This is a genomic window from Bacteroides sp. OF03-11BH (genome assembly GCF_003604005.1).
Classification (GTDB): Bacteria; Bacteroidota; Bacteroidia; order Bacteroidales; family Bacteroidaceae; genus Bacteroides; species Bacteroides ovatus.
On sequence record NZ_QTMW01000023.1, the window covers coordinates 41,661 to 57,215 of the forward strand.

The following is a 15,555-nucleotide window of genomic DNA, read 5'->3' on the forward strand; positions in this document are numbered from 1 at the left end:
ATGAATCTACGAGCGAACTACTCCAAGAGAATCCGTTTGTCACTGGCTTTCAGCATTGTTGCAATGACTGTTTGCGCCCAGAGCATCTGGAATGCGGAACATCTGGAACAAGTGAAAAAGTCTCTCAATCAACCCGCATACAGCGCCACTTATCAGAACTTACTAAAGCAGGCAGACAAGGCTTTGAACGCCCACTATCTTTCTGTTATGATGAAAGATAAAACGCCACCAAGCGGAGACAAACACGACTACTTGAGCCAGGCACGCTATTTCTGGCCGGACCCGACCAAGCCGGACGGTAAACCTTATATCAGCCGTGATGGTGTATCCAATCCGGAACTGGATAAACTGGACCGTAACCGCTTGGGAGAGATGGCAAATAATGTCACTACACTCGCACTTGCGTGGTATTTCAGTGGCAAAGAACAGTATGCACTGAAAGCAACCAAACAGATTCGTGTCTGGTTTCTAGATAAGAAAACCTGCATGAACCCACATCTGAAATATGCGCAGGTTGCGCCCGGACATAATAATGATCTTGGCCGTTGCTATGGTGTGATAGATACTTATTCGTTAGTGGAAATGCTGGATGCCGTTCAGCTTCTTGAAAAATCCCGTTCGTTCACCTCGAAAGATTCAGAGCAGCTAAAAAAATGGTTCGGGCAATTACTGGACTGGATTCTGACTAGCGAACAAGGAAAAGAAGAAGCCAGCCGCCCCAACAATCATAGTACTGCTTATGATGCACAAGCCATTGCATTTGCACTCTATACAGGCAATCATAAAGTAGCCGAACGGATACTTCGGGAAGTTCCCAAGAAGCGGGTATTCAAACAGATTGAACCGGACGGCAAACAGCCCGAAGAATTACGCCGGACATTGGCTTTCGGATATTCAGAATTTAATCTGCAACATCTGATAGATATTGCGACTATGGGAGAAAAAGCCCATGTACCTGTTCTTTCTGTCAGTTCTGCTGACGGACGAAGCATTTACAAAGCTGCCGATTTTCTGAAGCCATATCTCGGCAAAGGAGTCAAAGAATGGCCTTACAAGCAAATCAGCGAATGGAACGGTAAACAACAGGAATTATGTAAAGACCTGTATCGACTGTATCTGCTAGATTCCACTCGTACCGATTATTTAAAGGCATATCAGCAGTTCCGGAAAAGCAATCCGAAAGATCTTTTTAATCTTCTTTTCCTGAAAGAGGAAAGTAAATAAACTCTCAAAGACTTGACTTTCGCTTCCGAATGTCGTATCTTTACAGAGTTAATGATAAAGTAGTTTCAATTAAACTGCACGTAAAGGAGGGAATTGTGATTCCCTCCTTTCTTTTTATATATCAAAGAAAAAATCATATTCATAGAGAGGAAAGTTCCCCCACCCCGGCTTTCCTTTCAGTTTTGCCCGGTGTTCATTCTCCTTCAACCCGGTGCATAGCGATCTTCACCTTGCTTCTTACCGGAATTAGAGTGTGCGTTGCCATCTTTTAGAGGCTCTGTTCTCTCCTAACAGACCGTCTGTTCAGGTAAAACAGAGCCTCTATTGAAATAAAACGTAATGTCTGTTTTACCACTGTCTCTGCTAAGTTAATAATCAATAAAGTTGCTCTTGACAAAAAATAGCTTTATCTTTGGGGTTTGTTTAAGCAGACACAATAGGTATATATTATGAGTGAAAAGATTATCAAATGGGGCTTCATTGGTTGTGGAGAAGTAACCAAGACCAAAAGCGGTCCCGCTTTCCAGAAAGTAGAACATTCGGAAGTCGTAGCCGTGATGAGTCGTGACGGTGCGAAAGCGAAAGCGTATGCCAAAGAGAGAGGAATCAAAAAATGGTATGACGATGCACAAGAACTGATCGATGATCCGGAAGTAAATGCCATCTACATTGCCACTCCTCCTTCCTCACATGCTACGTATGCCATTATGTCCATGAAAGCAGGCAAACCTGCCTATATTGAGAAACCAATGGCTGTGACGTACGAAGAATGTACGCGCATCAACCGCATATCCAATGAAACGGGAGTTCCCTGTTTCGTTGCTTACTATCGCCGTTATCTCCCCTATTTCCAGAAAGTAAAGGAACTGGTAGAGAACGGTACTATCGGTAATATTATCAATGTGCAAATTCGTTTTGCCCAGCCGCCACGCGATCTGGATTACAATCGTGACAACCTTCCCTGGCGTGTGCAGGCTGACATTGCCGGAGGTGGCTACTTCTACGACCTTGCTCCGCATCAAATTGATTTGTTGCAGGATATGTTCGGTTGTATCCTCGAAGCAAGCGGTTATAAGAGCAATCGGGGTGGACTTTATCCTGCTGAAGATACATTAAGCGCCTGTTTCCAATTTGATAGCGGATTGGTTGGTAGCGGTTCCTGGTGTTTCGTAGCCCATGACTCTGCCCGCGAAGACCGTATTGAAATTATCGGTGACAAGGGAATGATTTGTTTCTCTGTCTTTACTTATGAGCCTATCGGCTTACATACCGAAAAAGGACGGGAAGAAATCTGTATCGGTAACCCGGAACATGTGCAACAACCTCTTATTCAGGCAGTGGTCGATCACTTGTTAGGTAAGTCCGTTTGCTCCTGCGACGGAGAAAGTGCAACGCTCACTAACTGGGTAATGGACAAGATATTAGGTAAACTATAACCCGAAAAAAAGCAAAAAAAAGTATCATTTTCTTGCGAAGTTTACTGATACTGTTAAAAAATTAATAGGAATATTCCATTGTATATTGTTAGTTTTTTCTATCTTTGTAAAAAGAAGCAAAGGGAAAATGAAACTAACAATATATTTTTTGTGCCATGACTAGAGAAGACTTAATGCGGAAAGCAATCGAGCTCTCCAAAGAAAATGTTGAAAATGGTGGAGGTCCTTTCGGTGCTGTGATTGCCACGAAAGAGGGGGAAATAGTTGCAACAGGAGTAAATCGTGTTACGGCATCTTGTGACCCAACTGCTCATGCCGAAGTGAGTGCGATACGTGCCGCAGCTGCCAAACTCGGTACTTTTAATCTTAGCGGATACGAAATCTATACTTCCTGCGAACCTTGTCCCATGTGTCTCGGTGCGATTTACTGGGCGCGATTGGATAAAATGTACTATGGAAACAATAAGACCGATGCCAAGAATATTGGCTTCGACGACTCTTTTATCTATGACGAACTGGAACTGAAGCCTAAAGACAGAAAGCTTCCTTCCGAAATCTTACTACATGATGAAGCCCTTACTGCCTTCAAAGCCTGGGTGGCCAAAGAAGACAGAGTAGAATATTAAAAAACCTCTCACTATTATTAACCTATTAATTACCCCTCAAATGAAAAGAAAAAGCCTTTTATTTGTTATGGCATCAGTATGCCTGTTCAGTTGTCAACAGCAAGAAGAACTGCAAGATCCCAGTAAAGAAGTGATCGACTTTTCTACTTCTATTGACCAAAGTATCAACAATGCTCTTACTCGTAACAGCAGCAGTTTGACACTTCCGTTAAAGAACAATTTCGCTGCCGGAGATGTCATCTCAATGTCCGTTGCCGAGCAGGATTATCATCCATTTGCCATAGGTATGGATAGCCAGACCTGGAACGAGGCAGGCACCGATTCGGAAACAGTTACTTTCTATGCTCATTATCCTGAATTGACCGACGAAGCAGCTACTACCAGATCATTGAGCAGCCGCTATCGTGAAATCAAGGGTGGCTTAGAATATTTGTTCGGTACAGCCCAAGCCAACAAAGGTTCTAAGAATGTTGCTCTTGCATTCAAGAGAATGACAACACCCGTCGTTCTGCTCGACGAGAACAACCAGCCGTACGAAGGTAGAGCAATCGTTAAACTGTTCTTGAAGAACAAAGGTGTACAGGACTTGTTCAGCGGCAAAATCGAAGCTGACCCCAATGCAAAACCGGAATACATTGATATTCGGAAAGTATCTGAAGGTATCTTGACTAACTTGATTCCACAGATCATCAAAGCCGGCGAGAAAATAGGAACGGTTATCCTGGAGGACGGTAAAGAAGAACCTATCATCGCAGAGGAGGACATTACCATAGAAGCCGGAACTCCTGTTGCGGTAAAAATGTACGCAAGACGCGGAATCATTGACGAACGAACTCCACTATTCAGATAAGACTAAAGAATAAAAAGTGATACTAATAAAAATCCCCGGAACCGCTGTAGACACTCAGCATTCCAGGGATTTTTTACACACAAAAGTTATTATTGAAATTGAAAACTGTCTCTTTATTAGATTAGAAGCGCATACCTACGGTAAACAACACTTGACTGCGTGTATTCGTAACTTTCGTTGCTTCTGGTGAACCAATGATTGTACTACCATCTTCATCTGTAAATCCATTCACAAACGGATAGAAGTTTTCTTTATATGTAGAGTATTTATAAGCTAAATCAACATAAAACATTGATCCGCGATAACCAATACCCAATGTATAATTACTCATTGATTTAGAATTGGCAAAGTCTGTATCTGTCTGAATAGAGTTAATAGCCAAATCTTTGAAAGCATCTTGATGGAAAGCCGCAGTACTATAATTATATCCTGCCCTAAAAGCAAACTGTGGAATCACTTTATACTCCAAACCAAGACGAACAGTACTAACCCCTTTCAACATAGATGTCGTACTATTTTCAAATTCATAAGCAGAAGAATTACCTTCGGTATCTTTAAATTTCATGGAAGAATAATCTTGATACTCATACTCTGCTCCCAAAGCCAAACTCTTACCCACCGTATATCCTAAACTTACATTATAAGTCCAAGGAGTTTGAAAATCGAAAGGAAGAATCATATCCCCTTTTCCCGGAAGATTATCCCATGATCTCACGTCATATCCTTTTATTTCTCCAGTTACAACATCCATCACATCCGATATAACTTGTGCACTCGTTTTATAATCCAAACTATAGAATATTGGCGTATGTATAGCTAATCCAACTCGAAAAGGCGAATATTCAAAAGGACGAATAATAGCCCCCAACTTCACGTCAAAGCCAGACCCCTTTATTCTATTCCAACTCTGCAAACTATATCCTTCATCGTTTCCATAATCCTCATCATAAAAAGTATACTTATTATAATCTACAGAATAAGCACCCAGCGTCAACCCTAAATATACCCGATCATTAAAATTAAACGATATATTAAAATCATATTGGTCAATTCCTCCGCGTTCTTCCGAACGAAAATTTGCATATCCATTATCTAACATTCCTTCAAAATGTCCAGGAGAGATATAAAGAGGATTACCATTTATATCCTTATACTGTACCTCCTTCCCTTGTTCATCCTTATAGGTATAAGGAATATTGTTTACCCCTCCTGTTTTGTCATGTATTGTAATATCTCTAATCAGCCCAGCATCAGCTCCAAGAATAGAAAGCCACCCAATACCATTATCCGTATAAGGCGAATCTCCCCATTTTTCAATGCCAGCTGCTTGAGATGCCATTAGATAGGTTTGGGAGTAAAGCCCCAAATTACCTTCCATGCGCATGTTGTTATTAAATGATTTCGCTTTATGATAGTTAAAACCGAAATTCACAAAACGCAGCGGAGTTTCATTACCAATCTTCGAAGAAAACACAAACCCGATGTTATTAAAATCTCCTTTAGTTAAATCGGAATTAAACTTTTTCCCCAAATACTGACTTTCATTCCCATAAAGAGAAAACCCAAATGAAGTCATTACATCACTACTACGATAAAGGCCAATACCTGCCGGATTAGTCCCCATTGTAGATATGTCTCCTCCAAGAGCTCCCATAGCTCCACCCATACCCACAAATCGAGCAGTTCCATTTAAATCTTTTCCTGTTAATTTGGCACCATCATATATCGTTTGTGCCATTCCCCAAGGCGCTATCATCAACATCCCTAGAGCAATTAAAACACTTATCTTTTTCATTCTTGTAAAACCGTTTAATTAATACTTATCTTCTGGCACTGCCACTACGAGAGGAGCCTCCACCTGATGATGACCTAGAAGAACCACCACTCGAATAACTGCCCCGAGAACTACTACCACCTGACGAAGCTGGAGAATAACTACGTGAAGAAGAACGAGAAGTACCATAGGAAGAAGAACGGGTATTACTATTACTCGCTGGAGAATAACTACGCGGTGCTTCTGAACTACCACGACTATAAGTTGATCTTGCACTACTGCTCCTAGTAGTGGTTCCGGACGAACGCGAATAACCAGAAGAACCAGTCGAACGGGAAGATGAAGAACTTCCGCTACTTCTAGTACTACTTGGACGAGAATAAGTAGCACTGCTACGACTACTTGAGCCACTGCGTTCACCTGAAGTCCGTGTACCCACTACACGCCTGGAAGTAGTTCCCCTGCTATAAGTAGAACCAGAAGAACGAACAGAACTACCTTCTGAACGAACTGCAGAGCCTCCCCGAACAGAAGAACCACTGGAACGAACGGCACTCGAACCATAACGACGAACAGTGGAAGGATTCCTGTAACTGCTTTGTCCAGAAGAACGACGGTTTGTATAGGTAGGACCTGTCCAATGACCGCTTCCACCTCCGCCCCAGCCCCAGCTAGGACCACCGTGCCAGTGGTGGTGATGTCCCCAATAACCGCCGCCATACCAGCCACCCCAGTAGCCGCCATACCAGCCGCCCCAATAACCCGGAGAATATCCCCAAGCGTAGTAAGGACGATTCCATCCCCAGCCATAGTTCCATCCCCAGCCGTAAGAGCCATAACGCCAATCCCACCAGAGTGGATTACTGAATGTCGGGAACGCATAAGCATACATACCGTCGGTATATACGTTCCAGTCCCATGAATTCGGACCGTAAACTACATCCCAATACAACGGGCTGCTGATGCTGATAGCAAAACGCGGATTGCGGAAACGGATGATACGTTCAGCATATTCATAGTCGTCTTCCGTACCATTGAATTCGCCTGTCACCCATTCTCCGTCCAAATCCGGATTAGATTTTTCTTTTATATATAAGGTATCATTATCCATTACGAATTCATTATCACGTGCATCGTAACGGCGGTTATATTCATCCACATCCCGTGTTCTTCCCTTACGGTCCTGAACCACTACTGTAGTACCCGGTGAAGTATAGATGTTGGTCACCTGTTTCTTCGTTTCCTTCTTAACCGGAGTTTCTTTCTTCTCCTGTTTGTCTTTTGAAGGAATGAAGTAAAGGTCGTCATCAACGCTTTGTGCCATCAAGCCTATCGGGAGGCACAAGGCAAATAGCAAGAAATAAACAATCTTTTTCATATCATCTCGGTTTATGTAATTACTTAAACTTATTCATGTTACAAAGATAAGGAAGAGATTTTTCGTCCGAGGGAGATTTTCCCCAAAGGATAATAGGGAAATCCCTATTTCTAACTATCTTTGTCCATTATTCACCAGAATTAAAAACAACTATGAAGTATTTTGAGTTCACATTCCGCACCCACCCTTGCACAGAAATCGTCACTGACGTACTGGCTGCCGTACTGGGTGAAGTCGGGTTTGAAAGTTTTGTTGAGTGTGAAGGCGGACTGACCGCATATATCCAACAGACAATCTGTGATGAAAACGCCATCAAGATTGCCATCACCGAGTTCCCCCTACCCGATACGGATATTACTTATACATACACCGAAGCAGAAGATAAGGACTGGAATGAAGAATGGGAAAAGAATTTCTTTCAACCCATCATTATCGGAAACCGATGTGTGATTCACAGCACTTTCCACCAAGATGTTCCCAAAGCGGAATATGACATTGTCATCAATCCTCAAATGGCCTTCGGAACAGGACACCACGAGACTACCAGCCTCATCATTGAAGAATTGTTGGACAGCGAATTGAAAGATAAATCTCTGCTCGATATGGGCTGCGGAACTTCAATTCTTGCCATCCTCGCACGTATGCGGGGCGCACGCCCCTGTACAGCCATCGATATTGATGAATGGTGTGTACGAAACTCCATCGAAAATATCGAATTGAACCACGTAGACGATATTGCCGTTTCACAAGGAGATGCTTCGTCGCTTACAGGAAAAGGACCTTTCGACGTTATCATCGCCAACATCAACCGGAATATATTACTGAATGATATGAAGCAATATGTTACCTGCATGCATACGGATTCCGAACTCTACATGAGTGGATTTTATGTAGACGACATTGCCGCCATCCGCGAAGAAGCGGAAAAGAACGGACTGACTTTCGTTCATTATAAAGAGAAGAATCGTTGGGCAGAGGTAAAGTTTGTTTATAAAGGATAAGAGTCCTGATGGATGTAGAAAAAATAGTGACGGTATATGCTTGGGATAGTGCCGCTATCCATAGCATATACCGTCACTATTTGTATCGGATAGCGTCACTATCTTATAAGGAGAAACAAAGTTGTTACGCGAACTCTTTCTTTACCTGTTGACACCATGCTTTTATTTTCTTTTCCGCCTGCTCGGACTGATTATCCAAATCGACAACTAAACCGCACCACTGCTCACCACGCAAAGCTTTGGAACGTTCGAAAGTATAACCTTCGGAAGAAGTAAAACCAACTAAAGTAGCTTCATCTTCTTCAAATACCTCCGCCAACAGACCGATTCCATCTGCAAAATTCTCCGGATAGCGTATCTGATCTCCCAGACCGAAAATAGCAACCTTCTTACCTTTTAATTTCATTGTCCGGAGTTCCGGCAACAGTTCGTCCCAATAAGTAGGAAGTTCTCCATCAAACCAAGTGGAAGCACCCACAATGAAGCAGTCATAAGCAGCAAAGTCATTTTGCCAAGCCTGTTCAATAGGCACTGTCTCTATCTTTTCCTTACCGAATTCTTTCTGTATTTTCTCTGCCACCCAACTCGTTCTTTCGGCTTTGGTAGCATAAAATAAACCTATCTTTTTCATAATCCACACTATTTAATATTCCAATAATCTCCGGGCAGCCTCGTATATCTTGGCCTCATCCGGCAGAATTTCCTTTTCCAAAATCGGATTAAAACCGACAGGAGTAAAAGTAGAACCGACACGCTGCACCGGTCCATCGAGATAGCGGAACATCTCTCCACTAATCATAGCAGCAAGCTCCGCACCAAAACCGGAGAATACTTTATCTTCATGAACCACCAATGCCTTGCTCGTTTTCTTGACCGATTCGAATATCGCCTCTTTATCCAACGGAATCAAGGAGCGAATATCAATGACTTCCACTTTCCAGCCACCTTCTTTTTCCAATCGTTCTGCTGCGTGCAGACAGAAATGGGTGGTATTGCCATAGGTAATAATGCTTAAATCTGATCCCTCACGACGAATACGTGCTTTTCCGAAAGGTACTTCAAAATCTTCCGGCACTACTGCCGCTGCTTCTACCGAATTATACAATGCTTTCGGTTCGAGGAACAGCGTGAAGCCTTTGGATCGCATACTGGTACGAAGTAATCCGGCAGCATCATCCGCAAAAGATGGGCAGACAATACGTGCCCCCGGTAAAGTGGTCAAAGCTCCCTCCAGGTTTTGAGAATGATACAAGCCTCCACCGATATAGCCACCGGAAGCCAGACGCAGAGTTATATTCGGAGCGAATTTCCCATTGCTACGCCAGTACTCATGTGTACACTCCACATATTGTTCTACGGCAGGCCAGAAATAATCGGCAAACTCCGCTCCCTCAATCACCACATGAATTTTAGGATCAAAGCGACTCATTCCATTGGCGGTGCCTACAATATAATCTTCCGCAATCGGTGCACTGAATACACGGGCTTCGCCGAACTCCTGCTGCATACCTTTGGTTACATTAAACACGCCTCCTTTTTCCCTGTTTGCCACATCCTGTCCCCAAATAAAGGTATCGGGATTATAGCGGAATTCAGCTTTCAATGTTTCATTAATGGCATTGACCAGAAAAGTCTTCTCCCCTTCCGCCTCATGTGTACCATCTTTATATTTCTGTGGCTGATAAGGTTCGGGCATTACAAAATCATAAATGCTTTTAGGATCGGGATCGGGAGCAGCCAAAGCCTTCCGGTTGGCAGCAGACAATTCTTTCTTTGCATCAGTTTCTATTTGTTGCAGTTCTTCCTCGGTCAGACGTTTATAACGCAGCAGCATCCGGCGGAACTTCATCAAGGGATCAGCATCTTTCACATATTCCAATTCATTCTCATCCCGATACAAGGTGTGCTTATCTGAATTGGAGTGCGAACCGATCCGGACACAATTCGCCTGCACAATAACCGGATTACGGGTACTGATAGCATATTCCCGCGCTTCGGTCATAGCATTCATCGAATCGAATACATCCTTTCCGTTACAATAGATAATTTTCAGGTTCTTGAAGCCCGAGAAGTTCTCGGCTACTTTACGGTTGGCAGTCTGTTCCGATTTGGGTACGGAAATACCATACCCATTATCTTGTATTACAAAAATCACCGGAAGACGTTCGAGGCTGGCACCATTGATAGCTTCGTAAACGAATCCTTCGGAAGTAGCCGACTCTCCGTGAGAAGTGATGGCTACGCCTTTATATCCATAATATACCATTGCTCTGGCCACACCTGCTGCGTGAAGGTCGTGTGTGCCAGTAGCAGAGGAGATGTTTTCAATGTGCCATTCCGGTTTGGCGAAATGGTTCGACATGTGACGTCCTCCGCTACCCGGGTCCGTTGCTTTGGAAATACCGTTCAGGATAACTTCTTCAGCGGTCATTCCGGCGGAAAGCACGGTTAACATATCCCGGTAGTATGGAAACAGGAAATCTTCACCGAGGGTGAATACCTGACCGACAGCAAGTTGAATACCATCATGCCCTGCATAGGGAGCATGATAAGACCAACCCAAAGATTGCAACAGGTAAGACGGTGCCTTTTCGTCCAAGGCACGCCCCAATGTCATCAGATGATACCACTTTTTCAGGGTTTCTACATCTGTAGTCTTTATATCATATTTCTTTTTCATGAGTAATGAAGTTCTTAATGAATGAAACAATCAGTTATCAGCCTTTCCAATTTTCGAGATAGTCGGCTATAAAATGCAGGAAGTTACCTCCCAACATTCCGTCTACTACCCGATGATCGTAAGACAAAGACAAGTACATTTTATGCCGGATTGCAATCGTATCACCCTCCGGAGTTTCTACAACAGCAGGTTTCTTCTCAATATACCCTACTCCCAAGATAGCAACTTGCGGCTGATTAATGATTGGCGTACCGAACAGGCTCTTGAATGTACCAAAATTGGTTATCGTAAATGTACCCCCATCAATATCTTCCGGCATTAATTTGTTATCCCTTGCTTTCAAGGCCAGAGAATCGATGGCAACAGCCAACCCGTTCAGATTCAGATGATCGGCATCATGCACCACAGGAACAATCAGATTTCCATCATTCAAAGAGACGGCAATACCGACATTAATATGCTTTTTGAAAAGAATATTGTATCCATCTACCGATACATTCACCTGTGGATAGGCAGCCAATGCTTTTGCCACGGCTTCCGTTATCACAGGCATATAAGTCAGTTTCACTCCTTCGCTACGGAAGAAAGCGTCTTTATTCTTTTCACGCCAACGTACCAATTTGGTAACGTCTACTTCTACTACATTGGTCACGTGAGGAGATACTTTCTTAGACATAACCATGTGGTCGGCAATAATCCGGCGGACACGATCCATCTCTTTTACTTCGACTCCAGGCATTGCTACAGGAGCAACCTTCGGACTTGCCTGTTCAGAAGAAACAGCAACTGATGGTTTGCTTGCGGCCGGAGCAGCAACAACAGATGCCGGCTTCGGTTCAACACTACCTCCTCTTTTCTTCTTTTCAATATAATCTTTTATATCTTTCTTACTCAATCGCCCTTCATAACCAGTTCCTTGTATAGCATCCAGCTCTTCTTTCGGAATTTTAGCTTCCCGCGCCAACTGAATCACAACAGGAGAGTACCAACGTTCTTCCTCTGCAACAACAGGTTTCGATGCAGTATTCGCTGATTCGTTTTTAGCAGTTTCCGCTGATGATGGTGATGATGGTGATGTTTCAGAAACATTTGCAGCAACCTGACCAGCATCGGCTTCCTCTCTTACAACTCCTTCGCTTACCGGCTCCGTTCCTGAAGATTCTTCTCCATCCAAATCAATTATAGCGACTACTGTTCCTACAGTAACCGTATCGCCCTCCTTATATAAAATCTCCACCACTTTTCCCGCTACGGGAGAAGGGATCTCCGCACTTACTTTGGCAGTATTCACTTCAAAAAGCACATCGTCTTCCTGAATCATATCACCTACCTTTACAGACCAAGAGACGATTGTCCCTTCGGTTATACTCTCGCCCAACTTAGGCATTTTTATTTCGAATTTTGACATAGACAGTAAATTTATTATTCAACCTTGATATATTACAACAACGGGCTGAAATAGAAAGTTTTAAGTTAAGTAAATTTTAACCGGATGCTGACAAAGCCAGCCCGGACATCAACGACTATATATCCACTCTTTCTGAATATATTTCCCTTCCCGGAGCTGATTAACAGCCTCTATTTCCTTCCCGGTAAAAGCACTGACAGATTGGGACTTACTGAAATACTGAAAAGCCTTCTCTTTAAAATCAGTTACAGTTCCCTCCGGTAAATAACTCCGAATATTGGTTACCTCACTCCGAACGGAAGGAACGGCATATACTGACGATAAAGTTTCATCATCAACCATCGGTTCCGGATTCAAAGCTTTATGCAATGCTGTCAGATCCGTATCATACAATAAAGTGCAATGATACAACACCCGATTCTTATGTACGCATTGCGCACTCCCTGATATTTTCAATCCATTCAGATAAATCCCCAGTCGTTCGCCTCCTTTTGCCATCAGGCCTATAGAGTTCAGGAAATCCAATGTCCGTTGCAAGTACGTAACAAATTCCGGCAATCGGGGAGCCGTTTCTATAAAAGTCAGATTGATATTGCCCAAATCATGGTACACCGCTCCCCCACCCGAAAAACGACGGGCAATATGTACTCGTTCCTGTTCCGCCCATTTCTTATCGACTTCCGACCGCAACCGCTGATGCTTACCTATTACCACAGAAGGAGTATCCTGCCAAAGCATGAAAATATCTTCATTTCCCTGCTTCAACAGATACTCTTCTGCTGCCAAGTGAAAGTAAATATCAGTAAACGGACTATAGATACATCGAATCATAGATCAAGCGGAATAAGAGTTAAAACATAATTTCGTGATAGATCTCTCCAACCGTAGGATGTGGAAACACAGTCTTCTGGAATTCCTCCACCGTGTACCCTCTCTGAATAGCAATACCTACTATCACAATAAGTTCTGATGCAGGATTTCCCAACATGTGACAACCGATAATCTTCCCATCTTCATCCTGAATCAGCTTACAGAGTCCGTTTCCCTGTTCATTCTCCGCAACGAAGCGTCCGGAATAAGCCATCGGTAATTTCGAAATACGGTAAGGAATTCCTGATTTTACCAATTCTTCTTCCGTCTTTCCCACTCCCGCCACTTCAGGGTTGGTATAAACGACTCCCGGAACACAATCGTAATTCATCCGGTCTTCCACTCCTAAAATATGATTGATGGCGACTTCCGCTTCACGGATAGCAGTATGCGCCAATAAAGAGTAGCCTGTAATATCACCACACGCATATACACGAGGATGCGAAGTCAACAGATGTTCGTCTACTTTCACTCCATTCCGATGCAGTTCTATATTCAGCTTGTCCAGTCCCACCTTGGATAGATTTGCCTTACGTCCTACACTAAGCAAGATCTTCTCCGCTTCAATAGCAGACATCTTGCCTTCTTTTTCTATCACAACTCCATGAGGATTTACTTCCACCACTTTCGTATTCAAATAGAAAGTGACTCCCCGTTTGGCATATTCGGCACGAAGCATACCACTGGTTTCCTTATCCATCGCTCCCAGAATCTCCGGCATCATTTCTACCACATGTACTTTCACGCCCATACTGTTGAAGAAAGAAGCAAACTCCATCCCGATCACTCCGCCACCAATAATGACCAGTGTCTTAGGGAGTTCCTTTATCTCCAAGGCCTCCTTGGAAGTCCAATAGCTGATTTCTGACAGCCCCGGTATGGGAGGAATCACTGTATCAGAGCCGGTACATACCAGCAAATATTTCACGGAATAGGTTTCTCCGTCACAAGTGATTTGTATTTTCCCCTCTTTCTCTCCTTCTATCAGAGCTTCCTTTTCTATAATAGTCACTCCGTAAGAACTCACAGTCATCTTCACACCGCCCGTCAACATTTTTACTGTTTTATCTTTACGGCTCATAATCTTGGATAAATCGAACGAAGGAGATTCGGCAGAAACGCCGTATTTGGAAGCACTCTTGATGCTATCCAGTATTTTAGCAGAATATAACAAAGTTTTAGTAGGAATACACCCCTCATTGAGACATACTCCCCCCATTGCCTTTTTCTCAAAAAGAACGGCCTTTAATCCGTTGGCCCCTGCCCGTTCGGCAGCTGTGTACCCGGCCGGACCACCACCAATAATAGCTATATCAAAGTTCATAATCGTATTTTTTAGTAATAATACGATTATAACAAATATGAGAAGAGATAAGTTGTAGGGAAAAGAAATACCCGTTACTTAATTGTCAACTTTTTAAGTTCCTCTAACGAGCCATTGAACACATTCAAATCTACGTCTTCTTTAATGCCGGGGACACTTCCTACATCCGTATGTTGCCAAAAGTGCCATTTTCCCTGATACCGCACAGAGTCCACATAATAATGGGCAATCCAGTAAGGGTATGCATTGAAGATAGAGTCGTCCAGATAACGGGTTTTAAATTTATAAGAGGTATAAAGAATAGGCTTCACTCCATAATGAGATTCCACCCGGTCGAGCCAGCGTTTGATGCCTTGCTGTAATTCCTTTTTTTCCTTCCGCCCGGTCACTTCTACATCAAGTACGGGAGGTAAATCACCGGAAACAAGTTTTACCGTGCGAATAAAGAAGTCCGCCTGTTTCAAAGCATCCGTGCTTGGAATATAAAAATGATAAGCGCCACGGATAAATCCATGATTACGGGCATTGGCAAAATTTGCCTCAAATGTGGTATCGTTATGATCTCCTCCTTCTGTTGCCTTCATAAAGACAAAATGCAAAGGAGTAGCCGTCTCTTTATTCTGCAACAGCTTCTTCCAGTCAATCTTTCCCTGATAGTGAGAAATGTCAATACCATGAATATCATATCCGTCAGGGATGCAGACACCATATTCCTTTAAGCCATGGCAAGGTTTCCATCGATAAGCATAAGGGCGGATAAAGAAATAATAGAAAGCGACGGAGAAACAACCGACAATTATCACTGCCAGAATATTACGAAGCCAGGTAGGCATCACAGTTCGATGCTTCACCTGTTCCTTTTTTGAGGTACGGGAAGTCTTGGAAGAAGAAGTCGTTCCCTTTCTTTTGGTAGTGGAAACAGTTCTTTTCTTCTGTACGGCAGACATCGGGTTGTTGCGTTGCGGCATTTACTTTAAACGATCA

The 15,555-nt window shown here is 43.2% G+C and carries 13 protein-coding genes; 5 read left to right on the forward strand and 8 right to left on the reverse strand.

Translation table 11 applies throughout. The annotated features are described in order from the left end of the window. The 4 genes from DXA54_RS16945 (at position 1) to DXA54_RS16965 (ending at position 4,136) form a co-directional block, all read left to right on the forward strand. The gene (locus DXA54_RS16945) at positions 1-1,224 is read left to right on the forward strand and encodes an alginate lyase family protein (protein ID WP_117514893.1); all 1,224 of its coding nucleotides are present in this window, start codon (positions 1-3) and stop codon (positions 1,222-1,224) included. A 449-nt stretch (positions 1,225-1,673) separates the two neighbouring features. Further along, positions 1,674-2,660 carry a Gfo/Idh/MocA family protein gene (locus DXA54_RS16955; RefSeq protein WP_004297399.1) on the forward strand — a complete coding sequence of 329 codons (987 nt, stop codon included), beginning with the start codon at positions 1,674-1,676 and terminating at the stop codon, positions 2,658-2,660. Between the two features lie 155 nt (positions 2,661-2,815). Continuing rightward, entirely contained in the window at positions 2,816-3,286 is a 471-nt protein-coding gene (locus DXA54_RS16960) for a nucleoside deaminase (protein WP_120080125.1), read from the forward strand. 40 nt (positions 3,287-3,326) lie between these two features. Next, entirely contained in the window at positions 3,327-4,136 is an 810-nt protein-coding gene (locus tag DXA54_RS16965; RefSeq protein ID WP_004307597.1) for a fimbrillin family protein, read from the forward strand. Between the two features lie 121 nt (positions 4,137-4,257). Here the strand turns inward: DXA54_RS16965 and DXA54_RS16970 are convergent, their stop codons facing one another. Then, positions 4,258-5,931 (reverse strand): OmpP1/FadL family transporter, encoded by a 1,674-nt coding sequence (locus tag DXA54_RS16970; RefSeq protein WP_120080127.1) that lies wholly within the window; start codon positions 5,929-5,931, stop codon positions 4,258-4,260. Between the two features lie 25 nt (positions 5,932-5,956). After that, positions 5,957-7,288, reverse strand: coding sequence for a hypothetical protein (locus DXA54_RS16975; protein ID WP_074637180.1), 1,332 nt, complete (start codon positions 7,286-7,288; stop codon positions 5,957-5,959). A gap of 152 nt (positions 7,289-7,440) precedes the next feature. Between DXA54_RS16975 and prmA the strand changes: the two genes are divergently transcribed. Continuing rightward, positions 7,441-8,289: a 50S ribosomal protein L11 methyltransferase gene (prmA, locus tag DXA54_RS16980; protein ID WP_120080129.1), complete on the forward strand. Its 849-nt coding sequence runs from the start codon at positions 7,441-7,443 to the stop codon at positions 8,287-8,289. 124 nt (positions 8,290-8,413) lie between these two features. Here prmA and DXA54_RS16985 read toward each other — a convergent pair whose 3' ends face one another. From DXA54_RS16985 to DXA54_RS17010, 6 genes are all read right to left on the reverse strand, one after another. Next, positions 8,414-8,920: a flavodoxin gene (locus DXA54_RS16985; protein ID WP_008999128.1), complete on the reverse strand. Its 507-nt coding sequence runs from the start codon at positions 8,918-8,920 to the stop codon at positions 8,414-8,416. Positions 8,921-8,932: 12 nt separating this feature from the next. Next, on the reverse strand, positions 8,933-10,969 hold the full coding sequence (locus tag DXA54_RS16990) for a thiamine pyrophosphate-dependent enzyme (RefSeq protein ID WP_120080131.1): 2,037 nt from the start codon (positions 10,967-10,969) through the stop codon (positions 8,933-8,935). A 37-nt stretch (positions 10,970-11,006) separates the two neighbouring features. Then, positions 11,007-12,377, reverse strand: a complete 1,371-nt coding sequence (locus DXA54_RS16995) for a dihydrolipoamide acetyltransferase family protein (RefSeq protein WP_120080133.1) — start codon at positions 12,375-12,377, stop codon at positions 11,007-11,009. Positions 12,378-12,485: 108 nt separating this feature from the next. After that, positions 12,486-13,208 carry a biotin/lipoate A/B protein ligase family protein gene (locus DXA54_RS17000; protein WP_008999125.1) on the reverse strand — a complete coding sequence of 241 codons (723 nt, stop codon included), beginning with the start codon at positions 13,206-13,208 and terminating at the stop codon, positions 12,486-12,488. Between the two features lie 19 nt (positions 13,209-13,227). Further along, positions 13,228-14,571, reverse strand: a complete 1,344-nt coding sequence (gene lpdA / locus DXA54_RS17005) for a dihydrolipoyl dehydrogenase (protein WP_120080135.1) — start codon at positions 14,569-14,571, stop codon at positions 13,228-13,230. Between the two features lie 74 nt (positions 14,572-14,645). Then, on the reverse strand, positions 14,646-15,539 hold the full coding sequence (locus tag DXA54_RS17010) for a glycoside hydrolase family 25 protein (RefSeq protein ID WP_004309007.1): 894 nt from the start codon (positions 15,537-15,539) through the stop codon (positions 14,646-14,648). Between the last annotated feature and the right edge of the window lie 16 nt (positions 15,540-15,555).